This window comes from Kordia sp. (genome assembly GCF_050633145.1).
GTDB lineage: Bacteria > Bacteroidota > Bacteroidia > Flavobacteriales > Flavobacteriaceae > Kordia.
In genome coordinates this window covers 40,450-58,714 of record NZ_JBOEFY010000028.1, presented here as the reverse complement: position 1 = coordinate 58,714, position 18,265 = coordinate 40,450, and the positions used below count along the sequence as shown (strand labels likewise).

Below are 18,265 nucleotides of genomic sequence, written 5' to 3'. Positions count from 1 at the left end.
GAATTACACGAATACATTGCTGATGCAGCAATTGTTCAAGACAAAAATAAATCCGATTATTATGAAAAATTGTTAGCTGAAGTCTTTCAAACACAACAATTTTCGTTTACCAATCAGTTCTTTAAACATTCACTAATAAAAAAACGAATCATTATGTTAACAAAACAAAAATCCCGTCAAATTTTAAAACTAAAATACCTAGTATTAATTCCTGTTTTAATTGGATCACTCTTATACACTTCTTGTGAGGATACTACGATTGTAGACGAAGACGACAAAACAGCAGTTGTTGATCAAAAACTTAGCGTAGAACATTTGAAAGACTTGTTGCGAGAGTTTAATGCATTGAATGTAAATCTTGGGAAAAACCAAATATTGACAAGAGATCAGTACGAAAAACAAACAGAATTACTAAAAGAAATTACACAATTAATGCAAGATAGTGATGGAAAACTCACTTCTATAGATATGGGAAAAGCTCGTTCGTATGAAGCATATGTAGCAGCACGCAAAGAAAGCATAGCAGAAGGAAAAGAGTATAGTGAGCTTGAAAACGAAGCGATTGCATTTACTTTAATCGACGAAGCGCCTGTTTTTCCAGGTTGTGAAGACGCAGGAACTTTAGAAGAAATAAAGAAATGTTTTAGTAAAAACTTGCAAATGCATGTGAATAGAGGTTTTGACACCAAAAAAGCAAGTGAATTAAACTTAGTAGGTGTGCAAAGAATTTTTGTAAAATTCATAGTAAATAAAAATGGAGAAATCGCTGAAATAGATGTGCGAGCGCCACATCCATTACTTGAAGAAGAAACGGAGCGTGTCATAAATTCGCTGCCAAAATTTACACCAGCAATGAAAGATGGCAAACCTGTAAGTCTAAAATATGTATTGCCAATTGCGTTTACAATACAAGAATAAAATCTGTCAAAAAACTAGTTTTAGCACGATACTACACAAAGTCGGAGCGCAATTTTCGACTTTGGATACTGTAAATAGTTAAAAAGTTTATGCCAATACAGTGGAATTTCAATAAACACGAAAAATAATAAAAAAATAACTAGAAATCATGATTGTATACTTTATTGAAGTCGTTGCTTTTCAGCTTTTATTTTTATTGAGTTATGATTTATTTCTCAAAAAAGAAACCTTCTTCAATTGGAATAGAGTATACCTTATATTTTCTTCCTTAATCTCGTTTGTAATACCATTTATTACAATTGAAAGCTTTCAGAATGCAGTACCACAAGAATATATTGTACTGTTGCCAGAAATTATGCTAACTCCACAAAAAGCAGTTGCTGGTATTGAACCTACTTGGAATTGGTTTTTAATTATTGGAATCACCATCAGTAGTTTGCTTTTTATCTATAAAATTACACAATTAGTAAAACTCCGTTTCAAAGGACGCTTTGTAAAACGTGAAAATTATACCATGGTTATCATACCAAAAAGTACAGTGGCATTTTCTATTTTTAGGTATGTCTTTATGGGAGAAGATATTCATGAAGAAAAACTAGAAGATATTCTTTCGCACGAATTGGTACACATTCGCGAAAAGCATTCGCTAGACTTGCTGTATTTTGAGCTTTTACGCATCTTATGCTGGTTCAATCCGCTTGTATACATCTATCAAAAACGAATTTCAGAAGTACACGAATACATTGCTGATGCAGCAATTGTACAAGACAAAAATAAATCCGATTATTATGAAAAATTGTTAGCTGAAGTCTTTCAAACACAACAATTTTCGTTTACCAATCAATTTTTTAAACACTCACTAATTAAAAAACGAATCATTATGTTAACAAAACAAAAATCCCGTCAAACTTTAAAACTAAAATACTTAGTATTTGTTCCTTTAGTAATTATTTCATTAGTATGTACTTCTTGGGAAAGTGCTACACTTACAGACAGTGATAAGGATACTGTAAAGAATCTTGATAAAGAAGATCTTTTACAAGAGAGCGGAATTAAGTATGATTTTGCATCTTTCTTGTTAAAGGATATTGTTGATTCAGATAAAGTTTATCTTTTTGCTGATGTAGATAAATTACCAATACATCCAGAATGTAAGACTTTAGAAGGTGAAGAAGAAATAAAAAAATGCCTTACGATAAATATACAGAAACATGTGGCGCATAACTTTAATATGAAGTTGGCAGAGGAATCTGGATTGGTAGGTAGACAAAAAATTGAGGCAAGATTTATTATAGAAAAAAATGGAAAAGTAACAGTGCCTGAGGCAAAAGCACCAAATGCAGTTTTATCAAAAGAAACAAAACGTGTTTTAAAATCATTGCCAACATTTACTCCAGGTCAAAAAGATGGAAAACCAGTAAGAGTAAGTTATGTACTGCCAATTGCATTCCAAATACAAGAATAAATTTTCATGAATAAAATTATCAATATCTGCATATTTCTAATTGCTATACACAAAGTCGGAGCGCAATCTTCGACTTTGGCTGTTGCAGATAGTTTGTATACTTTCGGAAACTACTCAAAAGCAATAAAAATCTATCAAGAACTCAAAAAGAGCAGCTATGTAAACACGCAAATTGCAAAAGCACACAAAGCGCTCGGAAATAGTAAAAAAGCCATAGAAAGCTATGAAAATGTGTTAAAAGTAGATTCATTAAATGTACTTGTATTGTATGATTATGGAAAACTATTATTTACGACTGGAAAGTTTGAAAAATCGCTTGTAATTTTTGAAAAACTAAAAGCAAAAGATACACTCAATCCAAACTTTCATTATCAAATAGGTTTGTCTAAAGAAGCTTTGCAAGATGAAAACTATATACAATCATACAAAACAGCTTTTACCTTAGATGCGCAACATCAAAAAAGTATTTACAAACTCATTAAAAATTACATAGAAACCAAAGATTTTGAGAAGGCAGAAAGTGTAATTAAAGTCGGTTTAAAAAACAATGAAGACGATGTGAAAATCATCAGTTTTAATGCGCAACTTTTTTATGCGAATAAACAACACAGAAAAGCTTTGTTGTGGTTTGAAAAGCTAATCAATCGAAAAAAAGCAACACGATATATATATGAAAAAGCTGCTTTTTCTGCGTATCGTGTAGGGCGAATTTTAAAAGCAATTGATTATTATGAAGAAGCGTTAAAGCGCGATAAAGGAAACTATTTTTACCATTCGCAATTGGCAAAACTATATTATCAAGATGGAGTTAATGACAAAGCTGAGCATCATGCATCGCAAGCTATTGTGGGAAAAATGACAGATCCATCGGGTGATTACTATATTCTTGGAATGGTTCATTTGGATCGGAAAGAACACCGAAAAGCTATGAAACTCTTTAACATGGCATTGGAAGAAAATCCAGACTATGAATTGGCACAATTACGATTGGCACAATGTGCAGACAATTACTATTCTAATCCGAAAGAAAAACTGAAAATGTACGAGCGTTTCTCGAAAAAATTTCCAAAAGCCAAAATCGAAATTAAAAAGATTGTAAACACACGAATTCGTGAATTAAAAGAGGAAATTCACTTAAAATCAGAATAAAAGAATCAAAAACTACGGCAAAATGTCGAAAAGTTGTATTTTTCATGATATTTGTATTGATGAAACAACTTTGGACATATTGCCTTATTTTTTTTATATGCGTGTCTTGTGACTTTTTTAAAAAACCTGTAGTCACGGAAGAAGTGCTTGTAGCACAAGAAAAAGAAAGTATCAATTTGAATACAGTAGATATATTTCCATCATTTTCAAACTGTGATACATTGGAAAAAGAATTGCAAAAAACATGCTTCTTTCAAACCTTAACAGATCAAATTTACAATCAGTTAACTCAAAATAATTTACTTGTTACAAAAACCATTCAAGATACAATTCAGGTAGAATTACATATTGACACTTTAGGAATTATTAAAGTCTTTCAAATTCAAAAAAACGCTGATACAGCCAAATATATTCCAACTTTAGACAGTTTAATAAGAGTGAGTGCAGAGAACTTGCCAAAAGCTTCACCAGCCTACAAAAGAGGCATTCCGGTAAAAACGAAGTTTATCTTACCAATCATTTTAAATGTAGAAGAGCAGAAGCTTGATGATTAGAAGTGTTTAAAATCGTATCGCTAACTTTTTTAGCAATCGCAACACTTCTACATACAGCCAAATAATTGTCACTAACAATCCCCAAGTGGCAAACCATTCGTACTGTTTTTTGGCGCGACCAATATAGCGATCCATAAAATCAAAATCGAGCAATAAACTCAATGAAGCAAAAATGGCCACAACAACATTAAAAGCAATCGCATACCATGAACTATCCCAAAGAAAGGAAAAGTGAATATCAAAAAAGCGCAGAATAAAAGCCGTAATATAAATCAAGAAAATAACAGAAATGACTGTAATTACAATGCTTCTAAATTTTTTAGTAACCTTTATTATTCCTGTCATATAGAATAATAACATCACTAAAAAAGTAATCAAAGTGACTATAACTGCTTGAAAAGGTAAATACGGAAAGGTTTTATGAATATACGCACTAAATCCACCAACAAAAAGCCCTTTTGCTATCGCATAAATTAAAGTAAGTGGCATAGTCCATTCGCGTCTTACAGAAATAACAATGCTACACACAAGTGCTACAATAATTCCGCCTGTAGTATACCATTGAATGTCTGCACCGTCAAAAAATAACTTCCAAGTATAAGCAGCACTCAATGTAACTAATATCAAACAAAAAATAGACTTTAAAATAACGCCACTTAGTGTCATCTTATTATGAGTTTGCTTGGCATTAGAACGATTCCAAAAATAATTGGTAAACGCTGGATTTGAGGTATTTAATCCGAATAAGCTCATTTGTTGATTTTTGTTAAAAATAATAAAAAAAGACACTTTAATAAGGCTATCTCGTATAATATTTGTAATTTTACACAATGTACTAGGTAAAAATACTAAAATATGGAAGCTTTAACCCTAACGAGCTATATCGATAACCGAAACGACTCGCCACAAAATAAACTAAAAATTATCCACGCCACAAGAAGCGGCGTAACACGTTCACAATTAAAAAAGTTTAGCATGCGCATTGCGTTGCCGCTGACAAAAATATCAGAAATAGTTCCAGCTTCTTACTCTACATTATCAAAAAAAAACAGCTACGACAAAGAAGTTAGTGAACGCTTGTTTGAAATTGCTGAAGTATATTCAAAAGGCTTTGAGGTTTTTGGAGATGAAAAAAAATTTACTCGATGGCTCAACAAAAGAAGCAAAGTTTTAGGAGGACAAACACCTTTTTCTCTTCTTGATACAAGTTATGGTGTAAAATTAGTTATTGACGAAATAAGACGTATTGATTACGGAATTTTTGCTTGATGATTGTTTACAGAATTGACAGAGCCAAACGAAAGAATAACTTACTTTCGGGAATTGGTGCGGAAAAAATCGGTGGCCGTTGGAACGAAATCGGAACACGCGCCGTATACACTTCACAACACATTTCATTATCTTATTTGGAAGTTGTAATGCACTTAGACATTACAGAAGATTTACCTAGTGATCGTATTTTAGTACATGTTGACATACCAGATGAAGTTAAGATTCACGAACTTCAAAAACTCCCCAAAAATTGGAATACCTTTCCATACAACAGTAAAACACAAGAAATATTTACCCGATTTGTAGAAGAAAACAAATGCGCAGTTTTAAAAGTACCTTCTGCCATTGTAAAAGATGAATTCAATTATATTTTGAACCCAATGCACCTTGACTTTCACAAAATAAGCGTTGTCAAAATTCAAAAATTCAGTTTTGATTCTCGTTTGTATCACGAAAGGTAACACAGGTTTTTTATAAAAGTTAATTGATTACTATTCATGAATGCATGAGTGTGTTTTGGTTTAATTTTTGAGATATTTTTTATCACTATTAATTTAAAACCATTTATTATGAAAAAAAGAAATCTTAGAATCTTAAAATTGGAAAAAAAGTCAATCTCTATTTTTAAAACCCATAATATAAAAGGAGGTAATTTATGTACATGTAAATCATTTTGCGGCAGTTGTGATAACACTGGAGGTGTTAATTCAGGCACTGATGGTGATTTATAAATATGACTAGCGAACTTTAAAGTTCGCTTTTTTTTGTTAGCATTTTAACGATTATAAGGTCGTTCATTAATCCAATGAAACCCTCTATTAATTAGTTTAAACTTTTTTAAATCATATTGTTTCGCTTTTATCAATAAAGTATCCGATAAATGCGTGCCATTTAAAGTGAGAATACTATCTCTTAAAGTATATTTAAAATTGTAAATGTCAGTTGAATCACGTCTATTAGTCAACTTTATAGATTTTTCTATAGTATCTAACTTTGCTCTAAAAATAGTACGCGCATCGTCCATTTTATAAATTCGAAGAGAATTTTTTCGTTGTATCAAAATTCGTTTCCATATATCGGTATCTGTAATCAATAATGGAATAGTATCTTTATTTTTTTCAATATGAGTAATGTCATAAATTCCATACATGTGTGGTTTTGGTAAGTGCGGTCCATACTGAGCATAACTACTTATAGCGTCAAACAAACTTGCATATAAAAAAACACCAAGAATTACAAGCTTTAAAACAATAGCAGAAATAGTGAATTTTTGGTTTTTAAAATACTTAGGAAAGCTTCTTGGAGTTGTGGAGGCTTTTGTTAAGAATACAGCAAAAATTCGTTTCCAATCTTGCATAAAAATAAAGAATGCAAAAAATAGTAAATGAAACGAATAGGTTTTTACAGGAATATCATAACACATATTCATCATAAAAACATTCAACATTACACCAAAAGCGACTAATCCACCTAAAGTGCGTGTGCGTCTAAATATCAATAATACACCAGCAATTACTTCTGCAAAACCTGAAAAAACTGTATATGCTTTAGAGGCGCCCATAAATGTCCAGGCAATTCCCATAGGAGACGAATGTCCATAAGGTTGTATTAATCGCCCTAAAGATGGTGAAGAAAATTGAAGCGGATATATTTTATAAAAACCATATAAAAACATTGAATAAAGGACATAATACGCCATGTATATAACCAATAACCGAAGTAGTTTTACATAGTTTTTACGCTTACGGTCAATTATACTCCAAATTACAGCCCCAAAAGTAGCAATGAATACACAAGCAAATAAATGTATATAATCGTATGTCATATCACCGCTTCCAGTGGAAGTTCGTTGACTTGGCACTTCAATATCAAAAAACAGATCTCCGAAAAACGGAAGTATATTTCCCCAAACAAATTCAGGTAAAACAGTAACTATATTCACTTGTAAATACTGAAGAGCATCTAGTGGGAATGGAAATACATATAGTAAAACATAAATAAAGAAAAAACGAAATCCTATTTTTTGGAAAATATTCCAAGAACTATCGGTTTGCATGTGGCGGTATGTTGGTTATGAATTTAAAGTTAGAAAAAAATAGTGCGTAACAAGCTTTTTTTTGAGAAAATTAAGATAATTCTATTACTTTTTAAATGTTCTATTTTTCCAAGTATAAGTTGAAAATAACGACGTAAAGAAAATAAAAACGGTAACGTATGGATATACAATTCCACTTAAAATTAAATAAAGTAGATTTACTTTTTGCTGTGTAAAATGCAATGTTTGAAGCAATAAGATGCTATCAATTGCAATTTTTGAAATGAAGATACTCAGTAGTAGTTTCCACGAAAGTGATGTTAGCAATAACGCAGGAAGCAAACAAAAAAGTAAATTCATCAGTAGAACAATAATGCCAATTAGTTTTCCTGTGTGCAAGTTGTAATTTGCGCTTTTAGAAGCCCAGCGAACACGTTGTGAAACGAATTCTTGAAATGAATTGACTGAAAATGTTCTCACTAAAGCATTTTTTGATTTAAGATAGATTACTTTTTTTGGCCATTTTTGAATGAATTTTTCTAATAAAAAAACATCATCGCCACTGGCAATACGATTATTTCCTGAAAAACCTTGCACGTCTATAAATGCTTCTTTCCCATAAGCTAAATTGGCGCCGTTGCACATAAAAGGAATTCGCAACCCAAAACTTCCAATTGTTGTTCCTTGCAAACTCAAGAAATCGAGCAATTGAAACGCACTAAAAAATGAAGTTTCTTCTTTATATGTAACTGGCGCAGCAATCATTTTAGGTTGTTGTTGTATAATTTCTTGATTCAAAAGTGTGAGCCAATCTTTTGGAAGTATACAATCGGCGTCAGTTGTTACAATCCAATCGCTCTGTATTTGTGAAATTGCGGTTGTTATAGCGTCTTTTTTTGGCGAATTGGAAACACGCTTGTTTTGTAAAATATGTATGATGTGTGTTGGATGTTCCTTGCAGAATTTTTCTATGATTTTGATTGAATCATCTTCAGAAGCATCATTGACAAGCCAAAACGAAACTTTCGATTTCGGATATTGAAGCGCGGCAATTGAAGCTAATAGATTAGGTAAATTCTCTGCTTCATCCCGAAAAGGAATAATTACTGAAAATTCGGTAGATGCTGCTGTGTTTTGTAGCTTGATCGTTGGTAACTTCCAAAAACCATACACCAAACTTAGAATTAACAAAGCGTAACTTATACAAATGCAACAAAGAAGAATCAGTATCATGAAACAATCGATTTTTCTTTGGTTCGTACAGGTGTAAAATTCAACACAAAATAACTTCCTACAATACTTGGCAACACAAAATTGAGAATCCACATCAGAGAAACAACCGAAAGAATGTTTAATTCTGAAAGACCTAGATAACCAAACAGCCAAACGGCAACGCTTCCTTTGACAACCACATCAAAAATAAACAACATCGGAATCAAAGAAGTAATTAAATACATGGATGTTATAGCACTCATGGCAGTTATATAGGATGTGTTCAATCCGAAAAACAGCAATAACACATAAAACTGATGTGAAAAAATGGCATAACGAAGTATTGACAAACTAAGATTTTTCAAATGAATTCTCCCAGAAACATTCCGCATAAAACCACGAGCACGCTTCCATGAAAAACCTTTTATCTGAAATCGTTTTTGTTTAGCTCCAACAAGAAAAAAAATGCCTAAAACCAATACAAAAGCGCTAATTCGTGCAATTCTATACCAAGGCAATTCAATTCCAAATTGAATCACAAAAAAGACAAATCCGATGAGCCCAAAAACTACGGTAGCAATCAACTGTGCTATATTCCCGAGAAAATTTAAACCTACAACGCGTTTTCGTTCAAACTTCGAAAAATACAAAGCTTTTGCGCCATATTCGCCCACACGATTTGGTGTAAATAGTGAAGCTGTCAATCCGCCTAAAGTATGTGCGGTACTTTCCAAAAGTGAAATTGATTTAATAGAGCTCACCAATGTTTTCCATTTTACAATTTCTAAAAACCAATTCAAAAAAGTAGTTAGCACAAGTCCAAAAATGACTAAGGGTTCTAAAAGCTGAGAAGTTTCAAGCTGATTCCAAAAAGCATCAAAATCTAATTGTGTATTGTGCGCTAATTTGTCATAAATAAAATAGGCAGCGCCAATAAGTATCGCTACTTTTATTGCGAACGTTAAGAATTGCTTAGTTTTGTGTGATGCCGAAATCTGCATGCTACAAAGTAAAGCATTTCGGAATACAAATCTATCATGGAGTTTGTTTTCATGCTAGCGACAGCCATTGAATGATATGAATCAAGAGAAAAAGCCGATAAAAACAGAAAAAATCATATTAGGAATTGATCCTGGAACTACGATTATGGGTTTTGGATTGATAAAAGTGGTGGGGAAAAAAATGCACTTTTTACAGCTCAACGAATTGCAGCTTCAAAAATACAAAGATCATTACTTAAAATTGAAACTGATCTTTGAACGTACCATCGAATTAATTGATACGTATAATCCAGATGAAATTGCGATTGAAGCACCATTTTTTGGTAAAAACGTACAATCGATGTTAAAGCTTGGGCGCGCTCAAGGTGTTGCAATGGCAGCAGGTTTATCACGTGAAATACCAATTACAGAATATGCTCCCAAAAAAATTAAAATGGCAATTACTGGAAATGGAAATGCTAGCAAAGAGCAAGTTGCTAGAATGTTGCAAAGCTTATTAAATTTAAAAACACTTCCCAAAAACCTAGATTCTACAGATGGTTTGGCGGCGGCAGTTTGTCACTTTTACAATTCGGGTAAAGTAGAAGTAGGGAAAGGATATTCTGGTTGGGCAAGTTTTGTAAAACAAAATGAAAAGCGAGTTAAAAAGTAAAATGGCACATTTTTTCAAGACACTTGTAGTTGGATTTTTTTCAATTTTGATGGTTTCCTGCGGGAATTTCCTCAGTGATGAAGAACTTCAAGAACGATTTCAAAAAGCGGTAGAAGCTAAAAACTGGAAAGCTTCAAAAGACTTATTAGATGAATATCTGGAACGAAAACCAGAAGATATTGAAGCCTATTTTTCAAGAGCCAGAATTGCTACAAATGTTACTCCGTTAGATGCAAAAGGTATTATTGCTGATTTAAATACGTATATCGATAAAGCTCCAGAAAACTCAGTAGCCATTATGTTTCGATTTCAAGCCTATTTGCAAGCTGGTGAATTTGAAAAAGCATTGACAGATATTGAAACCATAATTCAGAAACATGGAAAAAATCCTTTTTTATTGTCCTGGAAAGGAAATGCTGCCTTTTTAGCTAAAAAGTTTGATGTAGCGGCAAAAGTGTATGAACAACGTACTAAAATGCCAGGAACGTATGAAGACATTCGAAACAACTATTATTACATGATTTTCTCAAAACATTTTGGAAACAATAAAGAAGGCGCTATTTGGGATACTGCTTTTTTGGATAATCGTGGGTTTGAGCAAGATTCCATTCTAATGAGAAAATTGATGAAAAATCAAATAAAACTTGAAGAAGTCGCGAATTTTAAATTACCAAAATTAAGCGTTGAAGAATTGGAAAATGTAATTAAAAATGAGTGTCATGAATTCGATTTGTTTCCCGATAAAGACTATCGTCGTGCGGAAATAATGAATGAAATTGCTAGAGAGCCAAGAACTGAAGATTTAGAAGCATTATTACCAAAAAAAGAGGAAGTGTACATATTAAATCTTGCAGCGAATGGATACAAAGAACTTCCAAAAACGCTATTAAAATTTAAAAATGTACAAATCTTAAATCTATCAGCAAATCAATTTACAGATATAGAAAAAACGATAGAAAACCTAAGTCAACTTCCAAATTTAAGAATACTCATATTGAATAGTTGCGGAATTAAGAAATTACCAGAAAACATACAACTCTTAGATCAATTACTGATTTTAAGTTTGTATAGAAATGGTTTTGCAAAATTGCCAGAATCTATTGGAGAATTGCGAAACTTAAAAATGTTAGATGTTGGTAATAACAGAAAATTGACAACACTTCCAAAAAGCATTCAAAATTTACAATGTCTGCAAATATTAAAAATTTCGCAAATAAAATTAACACATTTGCCAGCTGAGGTTGCACTCTGTTCACAGCTTGTTATTTTGGAGGCAAATCGCAGTCATATTGAAACCTTGCCTGAAAATATTGGAGACCTAATCAATCTTAAAAATTTTAGCCTTCATAACAATAAAATTGAAAAACTACCGCAATCTACCGGAAAATTGGAGGCTATAAAATACTTTAATTTGAGTTCAAATCGACTGAAAGGCTTGCCAAAATCGTTTAAAAACTTAGACAATTTAGGGCGCATATCTTTAGATGGAAATCGTTTTGAAATCTTCCCGAAAGAATTGGAATCTTTGCAAAGTGTATTCAGTATTATTGTGCATAATACACCAATAAAAAGCATTCCGTATACAATTGCGAACAAGCCAAGTTTAGAACGCCTCATTATAAATCCGAAATACATTTCACAAAAAAATATAGATTCGCTTAAAGCAATCAATCCTGAATTATATGTGATTCCGCAAAGGTAATCATCACAAAAACAACCATTTTTATGAATGATAAAATAGAATTTTGTAAAACCTGTACGAACAGATCATTTTCCTCATCGAAAGGAATTGTCTGTGGTTTAACAAATGAAAAGCCGAACTTTGTATTGAGTTGTTCCGATTATGAAAGAGATATCAAAGAAGAAAAGAAAATTGCGGATCGTCAGGCAATAATAGATGCAGGAGAAATATATGATGATAAAGGAAAACCGATGCCAACATGGCGAATTGTGTTGAGTGTAATCATTTTTCTTATAGTTATAGCGCGTCTTGCAATGCGTTGTTCTAAACTCTAAAATGTCAAAGTTATCGCTGGAATTTATATACATATCCCGTTTTGTAAGCAAGCATGTCACTATTGCGATTTTCATTTTTCTACGTCTTTAGCGAAGAAAGATACCATGATTAGTGCTATACAGAAAGAATTGCAACTACGTCAAGCGGAATTGTCTCATACAACCATTGAAACTATTTACTTTGGAGGCGGAACACCAAGTGTACTTTCGTTAGAAGAAATCAATCAAATTTTAGAAACGGTTCATGTGAATTATACAGTTTCCGAAACCCCAGAAATTACCTTAGAAGCCAATCCAGATGATTTAACGGAAGCTAAAATTCTAGAATTATCCAAGTCGCAAATAAATCGATTAAGTATTGGAATTCAGTCGTTTTATGATGAACATTTATCGATGATGAATCGCGCGCATAATAGCACAGAAGCTAAAAAATGCCTAGAATTTGCCACGCAGTATTTTGACAACATTACGATTGATTTGATTTACGGTGTGCCAAATATGACAATGGAACAATGGGAAACCAATTTGGAAACTGTTTTTAACTTTGGAATCAATCACATCTCAAGTTATGCCCTTACGGTAGAACCGAAAACTGCGTTGGAAAAATTCATCCGACAAGGAAAGTTTGCAGCCATTTCTGAAGAAGAATCACTGGCGCATTTTAACGTATTGGTGGAAGCAACTCAAAAACAAGGATTCATACATTACGAAATTTCTAATTTTGGCAAACCTGACTACTTTTCCAAGCACAACACTTCGTATTGGAAAGGCGCAAGCTATCTTGGTATTGGACCAAGCGCACATTCGTTTCAAAAAGGCAGTAGAAGCTGGAATGTTTCAAACAATATAAAATACATAAAAAGTATAGAAGAAAACATACTTCCAATCACCACAGAGCAACTTTCTAAGGACGATCAATACAACGAATATGTTATGACAGGCTTGCGTACCATTTGGGGAATTTCAATGGTATATATTCAGGATAAATTCGGCGAAAGCTATCTGCATCACACAAAAAAAATAGCAGCAACACATTTACAAGAAAAAACAATTCAAGTTGTTGAAAACACAATAAAAACTACACAAAAGGGAAAATTTTTATGCGACGGAATCGCTGCAGATTTCTTTAAGGTTTAATCTTGCCCTGTATATAAAACGGCAATCAATAAAATAACATTCAGTGGTAAGCCAATAAAAAGAAAGACATATAAGTCCCAAGTTCCGTTTTCTTGTAGTAGCCAAATGGAAAATACCAATGACATAACAAAAAGAATGAATGTAAAGAGAAAACTTTTTTTATGGAAAAGGCGGTTTTTCATAATCATTATAAAGATATGAAAAATCAATTCGTATTTTTGCGCTATGATTTGTACCATTCAACGTAAAACAACCAAACACCAAATAGATTTATCAAAACCGCTAGACATTTCCATTCCGTTACGTGCTGCCAAAGATAACGTAAACGCATGGTATTTAGAAGAGCCAAAAATAGAACCTGTTCGCGCAGATGATTGGGTTGGTTCTGTAAAAGAAGGCGGTGATGTTAACTTTAATAATATTTTTTTCAATCCGCATTCACACGGAACGCATACAGAATGTGTTGGACATATTACGGAAGAAGTACATTCTATAAATGAAAACCTAAAACAATTTTTCTTTCATGCAGAACTCGTCACAGTAGTTCCTGAGAAAAAGGGAGAAAATGATTATATCATTTCAAAAAAGCAATTACAACATAGTATCGGAAATAAAAAACGAGAAGCAATTGTGATACGTACGTTGCCAAATTTTGAAGAAAAACGTCAAAGACAATATTCGCATACAAATCCGCCATACATAGAAGAAGAAGCGGCAATTTATCTTCGTGAAAAAGGAATAAAACATTTACTAATTGATTTGCCAAGTGTAGACAAGGAAAAGGATGGTGGGGAATTGTTAGCGCACAATGCTTTTTGGAATACCGCAGGAGATATTCGCATGGATGCAACAATTACAGAGTTTATATATGTGGCAAATGCTATTGAAGATGGCGCGTATTATGTAAACATTCAAATTGCACCTTTTGAAAATGATGCTTCTCCGAGTAAGCCAGTTTTGTATAAAATAATGAAGTAATCAATCACCGCGAAGATTCTTCTGAATCTCTTTGCTAATTTGATCTAAGGTTGGAAAAGACTCTAGTTTATCGCTGAATTCTTTCAATTGATCTTGTACAATGCGCTTAATTTTATTCTCTAGAATTTCATCAATGGTTTCTCCGTAATCGGGAAGTGGCTCATCAGATTTTCGAATAGGAATAGTCATGTCACCTTTCCCAGTAATTAGCCAAAGCGGATTTAAGTCTGGATACGTATCAATTATTCTCTCTAAAACATCACTTCCGATGGAAGCACCCGATTTTGATTGTTTACTTGTATAGCCATTACCTACTTTTATTGAGATGTCAAAAGCACGCATGCTCATATTTTTATGCTTAATGAATTCAATGATTCTATCGATTATTTTCATTTTATATAGAAATTGAACTATGAAAAATCATTTTTCATAGAGAATAGTTATTTTAAATTAAAAAAACGTCACTTAAACTGACAGTAAATCAGCACAAATATGTGAACTAGTAAATATACACAATTTTGTGTGAGATATAGAAATTTTTCGGAAAAGACAGGAATTGTATACTGTTGATTCTCAATAATTGTAAAAACGGAACTTATTTTTTTTGTAGAATTGCAGGTTTTAATGAAATTCTAAATACATTAATTACCTTTTAAATTTTTCTTAATCTCTTTACTGATTTCTTCGATGGTTGGAAAATTTTCAAGTTTATCACCAAAGGCTTTCAGTTGTTGTTTGACTATACGTTCAATTTTAAACTCAATAATTTCGTCAATAGAATTGTTATACTCAGGTTGAGGTTCGTTGATTTTATCTTTCTCTTCGTCAGTATGCAATTCAATAATCATATCGCCTTTTCCTGTAAGTAACCAAAGCGGACTCAATTCTGGATATACGTCGATTATTTTCTCTAGAACATCACTGCCTACAGAAGCACTTGATTTAGATTGCTTGCTAGTATAGCCATTTCCTACGTTTATTGACTTATCAAACGCGCGCATGCTTAGATTTTTGCGCTTAATGAAGAGGATTATTCTGTCGATTATTTTCATTGTTTTATGAAATATTTCTACATAAAACTTCTTTATATAGAAAATAGTTTGTAATATTATACTGTCAGTTCTATAACCTGTGTCATAAAATCGACACAAATATAGCAATTTACTAATTATATAAACATAGGTATACGTATGATACGAAAGAAACAACGTGAAAAAATTAAAGAAGTGTTGGGATATCATTACACAGATGGTGTGCTAAAAATTTTAAAGGAAAACAAGGTTACAAGTAGAAATGGAAAGCCTTATGGCTCATCAATGATTCGAAATGTATTCAATGGTTTAAACGAAAATGAGGATATTGAAAATGCTATTATAGAGTTATTTATTCGAACGCAAGAAGATATCAGAGAAACAGAAGAAACTAGAAATAGAATATTAGGTATATCGTAAGTTCTTTTTGTCATATTTTACATATAGTCGCTGTTTTTGAAAACACGATCATTAAAAATTACAGTACATTTACACGCACATGAAAATCAGGAATGGTTTTTGTAAATCGCTTGTATATGGATATAGTATTAGCAGTATTGATAGGAGGTATAGTGTCGTATTTTGTATATGATTTCATCGGGAAAAGACAGTCAGAGAAACGTATAACGCACCAATCACATTTACTACTCGACAAAATTAAAAGTGTTTGTAAGCTTACAACTGTCGAAGGTGATTTTAGCGAAATTTACCATTACGAAGACAAATCAGAACATTTTTTACGTATGATTTCTAGTAAAAAACGAGCGCTTATTGTTGTCAAGGCAAAAGCAAGTGTTGGGTACGACTTGAAAAAAATGCAATTACAAGCCGATAAAGACAATAAAAAAATACAAATTGTTCATTTTCCGAAGCCTGAAATTTTAACTGTAGAAACCGATTTTACATATTATGATATAAAAGATGGTTTACTCAATAAATTTAATGCAGACGATTTAACAAAACTCAACAAAGATGCTAAGCAACACATTATGGATAAAGTACCTGAAAGTGGTTTGCTAACAACTGCAAAACAAGAAGCTTTAAATGCTATTTTGGTCATAGAAAAAATTGTAGAAACGATAGGTTGGGAATTGGACTATTCACAAATTACACTTCTAGAAAATGATAGTAATCATTTAAAAGAAAGCTAAAAATATAATCTATCTTGTAAGTGTTTGAAATTCATGTTTTTGAAGTAAAAATCCTATTTGTCTAGTATTTTTGTAGGCTATCAACCAGAGAATAATGCATTTTATCGAAATTTTGTATTGATTTAAAGAAAAGCTAACCTGTTTTTAAACATTCTTACTGTATATTTGTACCAACCTAAAAATAACAATAAGATGTCACTAATTGATAAAGTAGTTTATTATCTAAATGATGTTCTTGTAAGCTTAGATATTGCGCCTATTCAAAAGACTATAGCTAAGCAAAAAAGTAAAACAAAAGAAGTGTCTGATCGTACTGATATCAGCGCATAAACTTTTCATCATTTCCTATACAGCAATCTATTGCCAAGATTTTTATATCTTGTTAGCAAATAGAGTTTATGAATATAGAATTACTTCGCGAATATTGTATAAAAAAACCTGCTGTCACAGAAGAATTTCCTTTTGATCAAGATACATTAGTTTTTAAAGTATTGGGTAAAATGTTTGCATTAACTTCCTTAAAAAGATGGGAAGAAGGTAATCCTTCAGTCAACCTAAAATGCGATCCAGAAAAAGCAGAAGAGCTTCGTGGTGAATATGAAAGCATCAAGCCAGGTTTTCACATGAGTAAAAAACATTGGAATACTATTGAATTATTTCAAAATGAATTGTCAAATGACTTTATTCAAAAAATGATTGATGATTCATATCAGTTGGTAATAAAAGGAATGACAAAAAAACAACAAGCTGAATTGGCAACATATCAATAAAAAAATACAATGTTAGAAATTCGTCCAAATTGCGAGCATTGTAATACAGATTTACCTTTTGATGCTCAAGATGCAATGATTTGTACTTTTGAATGTACGTATTGTGAAAATTGCGTAACAAATGTTTTAAAAAGTATATGTCCTAATTGTGGCGGAAACTTTAGCAAACGTCCTATTCGACCAAAAAAGCTATTAGAAAAATATCCTATAAGTAATAAACGCGTACACAACCCTACAGATTTGAAAGTACATTATAAGAAAATAGTTGATAGAGAGAAGGAAGCAGCTGAAAAAAAGCCGAAAAATCAAAACCGTTAATCTATTCAAAAAGACCATTCAACCTACATAGAAATCCCTTTAGTCGAAAGAACTACACTATCTCGCATATAAAGAGGAAATTTACGTTTTAATTGCTGAAAATATAAGTATATATCAAATGATAGAAAATCTTTCATTTTTATTTATCGAAGATGACGAGATAGAGGTGTTGAAATTTAAAAAATCCTTAAAAAAGCTAGGATTTACACATCGAATACTCGAAGCTAAGAACGGTGAGGAAGCACTTGATGTCTTGAGAAAGAAACAAGAGCTACCCAACGTGATCTTGTTAGATTTGAATATGCCAAAAATGAACGGACTTGAATTCCTTAAAGAACTTAAGGAAGATCCATATTTACGTTACATTCCAGCAATTATTGTAACAACTTCAAACAATCACCAAGATATGTTAGAAAGTTACAAATTAGGTATTGCAGGTTACATCATTAAACCACTACGTTACGAAGATTATATTAAAAAAATACAACGTGTGGTTGATTATTGGATGGTGAACGAAGTCATTGAATTCTAACAATATCTCTCAAATTTCTCTTATCTACTTAAAGACTCAAAAGTGCAGTTCGTCGGTTAATTATGTTTATTGAC

General features: G+C 32.1%; 25 protein-coding genes. 18 read left to right on the top strand and 7 right to left on the bottom strand.

The window, feature by feature from the left end; all coding sequences use genetic code 11:
* From ACRBBL_RS15380 to ACRBBL_RS15365, 4 genes are all read left to right on the top strand, one after another.
* On the top strand, positions 1 to 918 hold a 918-nt coding region (locus ACRBBL_RS15380), incomplete at its 5' end, for an energy transducer TonB (RefSeq protein WP_431369957.1).
* Positions 919 to 1,066: 148 nt separating this feature from the next.
* The gene (locus ACRBBL_RS15375; protein ID WP_431369956.1) at positions 1,067 to 2,383 is read left to right on the top strand and encodes a M56 family metallopeptidase; all 1,317 of its coding nucleotides are present in this window, start codon (positions 1,067 to 1,069) and stop codon (positions 2,381 to 2,383) included.
* 6 nt (positions 2,384 to 2,389) lie between these two features.
* A complete protein-coding gene (locus ACRBBL_RS15370) occupies positions 2,390 to 3,532 on the top strand; it encodes a tetratricopeptide repeat protein (RefSeq protein ID WP_431369955.1) in 1,143 nt (380 codons plus the stop codon).
* Positions 3,533 to 3,591: 59 nt separating this feature from the next.
* Positions 3,592 to 4,086: a hypothetical protein gene (locus ACRBBL_RS15365; protein ID WP_431369954.1), complete on the top strand. Its 495-nt coding sequence runs from the start codon at positions 3,592 to 3,594 to the stop codon at positions 4,084 to 4,086.
* Between the two features lie 6 nt (positions 4,087 to 4,092).
* Here ACRBBL_RS15365 and ACRBBL_RS15360 read toward each other — a convergent pair whose 3' ends face one another.
* Positions 4,093 to 4,839, bottom strand: coding sequence for a Bax inhibitor-1/YccA family protein (locus tag ACRBBL_RS15360; RefSeq protein WP_431369953.1), 747 nt, complete (start codon positions 4,837 to 4,839; stop codon positions 4,093 to 4,095).
* A gap of 102 nt (positions 4,840 to 4,941) precedes the next feature.
* Here ACRBBL_RS15360 and parS point away from each other — a divergent pair, with 102 nt between their 5' ends.
* The 3 genes from parS to ACRBBL_RS15345 all read left to right on the top strand — a co-directional run bounded on the left by parS (position 4,942) and on the right by ACRBBL_RS15345 (position 6,089).
* Complete coding sequence (parS, locus tag ACRBBL_RS15355) at positions 4,942 to 5,355, top strand: type II RES/Xre toxin-antitoxin system antitoxin (protein WP_431369952.1); 414 nt, start codon at positions 4,942 to 4,944, stop codon at positions 5,353 to 5,355.
* On the top strand, positions 5,355 to 5,819 hold the full coding sequence (locus tag ACRBBL_RS15350) for an RES family NAD+ phosphorylase (RefSeq protein WP_431369951.1): 465 nt from the start codon (positions 5,355 to 5,357) through the stop codon (positions 5,817 to 5,819). Before parS ends, ACRBBL_RS15350 begins: the two co-directional genes overlap by 1 nt.
* Positions 5,820 to 5,927: 108 nt before the next feature.
* On the top strand, positions 5,928 to 6,089 hold the full coding sequence (locus ACRBBL_RS15345) for a hypothetical protein (protein WP_431369950.1): 162 nt from the start codon (positions 5,928 to 5,930) through the stop codon (positions 6,087 to 6,089).
* 44 nt (positions 6,090 to 6,133) lie between these two features.
* On the opposite strand, the gene ACRBBL_RS15340 is transcribed toward ACRBBL_RS15345, so the two are convergent.
* From ACRBBL_RS15340 to ACRBBL_RS15330, 3 genes are all read right to left on the bottom strand, one after another.
* A complete protein-coding gene (locus tag ACRBBL_RS15340; protein ID WP_431369949.1) occupies positions 6,134 to 7,414 on the bottom strand; it encodes a hypothetical protein in 1,281 nt (426 codons plus the stop codon).
* Positions 7,415 to 7,498: 84 nt separating this feature from the next.
* Positions 7,499 to 8,626 carry a glycosyltransferase family 2 protein gene (locus ACRBBL_RS15335; protein WP_431369948.1) on the bottom strand — a complete coding sequence of 376 codons (1,128 nt, stop codon included), beginning with the start codon at positions 8,624 to 8,626 and terminating at the stop codon, positions 7,499 to 7,501.
* Positions 8,623 to 9,606 (bottom strand): lysylphosphatidylglycerol synthase domain-containing protein, encoded by a 984-nt coding sequence (locus tag ACRBBL_RS15330; protein WP_431369947.1) that lies wholly within the window; start codon positions 9,604 to 9,606, stop codon positions 8,623 to 8,625. The genes ACRBBL_RS15335 and ACRBBL_RS15330 overlap by 4 nt, the downstream gene beginning before the upstream one ends.
* A gap of 97 nt (positions 9,607 to 9,703) precedes the next feature.
* Between ACRBBL_RS15330 and ruvC the strand changes: the two genes are divergently transcribed.
* From ruvC to hemW, 4 genes are read left to right on the top strand one after another with little or no spacing between them, the layout of a single operon-like run.
* Positions 9,704 to 10,258, top strand: coding sequence for a crossover junction endodeoxyribonuclease RuvC (gene ruvC, locus ACRBBL_RS15325; protein WP_431369959.1), 555 nt, complete (start codon positions 9,704 to 9,706; stop codon positions 10,256 to 10,258).
* A 1-nt stretch (position 10,259) separates the two neighbouring features.
* Complete coding sequence (locus ACRBBL_RS15320) at positions 10,260 to 11,960, top strand: leucine-rich repeat domain-containing protein (protein ID WP_431369946.1); 1,701 nt, start codon at positions 10,260 to 10,262, stop codon at positions 11,958 to 11,960.
* A gap of 23 nt (positions 11,961 to 11,983) precedes the next feature.
* Positions 11,984 to 12,274, top strand: coding sequence for a hypothetical protein (locus ACRBBL_RS15315; RefSeq protein ID WP_431369945.1), 291 nt, complete (start codon positions 11,984 to 11,986; stop codon positions 12,272 to 12,274).
* Positions 12,275 to 12,286: 12 nt separating this feature from the next.
* On the top strand, positions 12,287 to 13,411 hold the full coding sequence (gene hemW / locus ACRBBL_RS15310; protein ID WP_431369958.1) for a radical SAM family heme chaperone HemW: 1,125 nt from the start codon (positions 12,287 to 12,289) through the stop codon (positions 13,409 to 13,411).
* Here the strand turns inward: hemW and ACRBBL_RS15305 are convergent.
* On the bottom strand, positions 13,408 to 13,536 hold the full coding sequence (locus tag ACRBBL_RS15305) for a hypothetical protein (RefSeq protein ID WP_431369944.1): 129 nt from the start codon (positions 13,534 to 13,536) through the stop codon (positions 13,408 to 13,410). The genes hemW and ACRBBL_RS15305 overlap by 4 nt on opposite strands.
* Before the next feature lie 100 nt (positions 13,537 to 13,636).
* On the opposite strand from ACRBBL_RS15305, the gene ACRBBL_RS15300 reads away from it, so the two are divergent.
* A complete protein-coding gene (locus ACRBBL_RS15300) occupies positions 13,637 to 14,389 on the top strand; it encodes a cyclase family protein (RefSeq protein ID WP_431369943.1) in 753 nt (250 codons plus the stop codon).
* Here the strand turns inward: ACRBBL_RS15300 and ACRBBL_RS15295 are convergent, their stop codons facing one another.
* Together ACRBBL_RS15295 and ACRBBL_RS15290 are read right to left on the bottom strand one after the other, a co-directional pair.
* Entirely contained in the window at positions 14,390 to 14,782 is a 393-nt protein-coding gene (locus ACRBBL_RS15295) for a hypothetical protein (protein ID WP_431369942.1), read from the bottom strand.
* A gap of 248 nt (positions 14,783 to 15,030) precedes the next feature.
* On the bottom strand, positions 15,031 to 15,441 hold the full coding sequence (locus tag ACRBBL_RS15290; RefSeq protein WP_431369941.1) for a hypothetical protein: 411 nt from the start codon (positions 15,439 to 15,441) through the stop codon (positions 15,031 to 15,033).
* 138 nt (positions 15,442 to 15,579) lie between these two features.
* Between ACRBBL_RS15290 and ACRBBL_RS15285 the strand changes: the two genes are divergently transcribed.
* From ACRBBL_RS15285 to ACRBBL_RS15260, 6 genes are all read left to right on the top strand, one after another.
* Positions 15,580 to 15,840, top strand: coding sequence for a hypothetical protein (locus ACRBBL_RS15285; RefSeq protein WP_431369940.1), 261 nt, complete (start codon positions 15,580 to 15,582; stop codon positions 15,838 to 15,840).
* Between the two features lie 116 nt (positions 15,841 to 15,956).
* The gene (locus tag ACRBBL_RS15280; RefSeq protein ID WP_431369939.1) at positions 15,957 to 16,571 is read left to right on the top strand and encodes a DUF4230 domain-containing protein; all 615 of its coding nucleotides are present in this window, start codon (positions 15,957 to 15,959) and stop codon (positions 16,569 to 16,571) included.
* 192 nt (positions 16,572 to 16,763) lie between these two features.
* Entirely contained in the window at positions 16,764 to 16,901 is a 138-nt protein-coding gene (locus tag ACRBBL_RS15275) for a hypothetical protein (RefSeq protein WP_431369938.1), read from the top strand.
* Between the two features lie 68 nt (positions 16,902 to 16,969).
* Positions 16,970 to 17,341 carry an MmcQ/YjbR family DNA-binding protein gene (locus ACRBBL_RS15270; protein WP_431369937.1) on the top strand — a complete coding sequence of 124 codons (372 nt, stop codon included), beginning with the start codon at positions 16,970 to 16,972 and terminating at the stop codon, positions 17,339 to 17,341.
* Between the two features lie 9 nt (positions 17,342 to 17,350).
* Positions 17,351 to 17,659, top strand: coding sequence for a DUF1272 domain-containing protein (locus ACRBBL_RS15265; protein WP_431369936.1), 309 nt, complete (start codon positions 17,351 to 17,353; stop codon positions 17,657 to 17,659).
* Between the two features lie 118 nt (positions 17,660 to 17,777).
* Positions 17,778 to 18,191 carry a response regulator gene (locus ACRBBL_RS15260; protein WP_431369935.1) on the top strand — a complete coding sequence of 138 codons (414 nt, stop codon included), beginning with the start codon at positions 17,778 to 17,780 and terminating at the stop codon, positions 18,189 to 18,191.
* Positions 18,192 to 18,265: the final 74 nt, after the last annotated feature.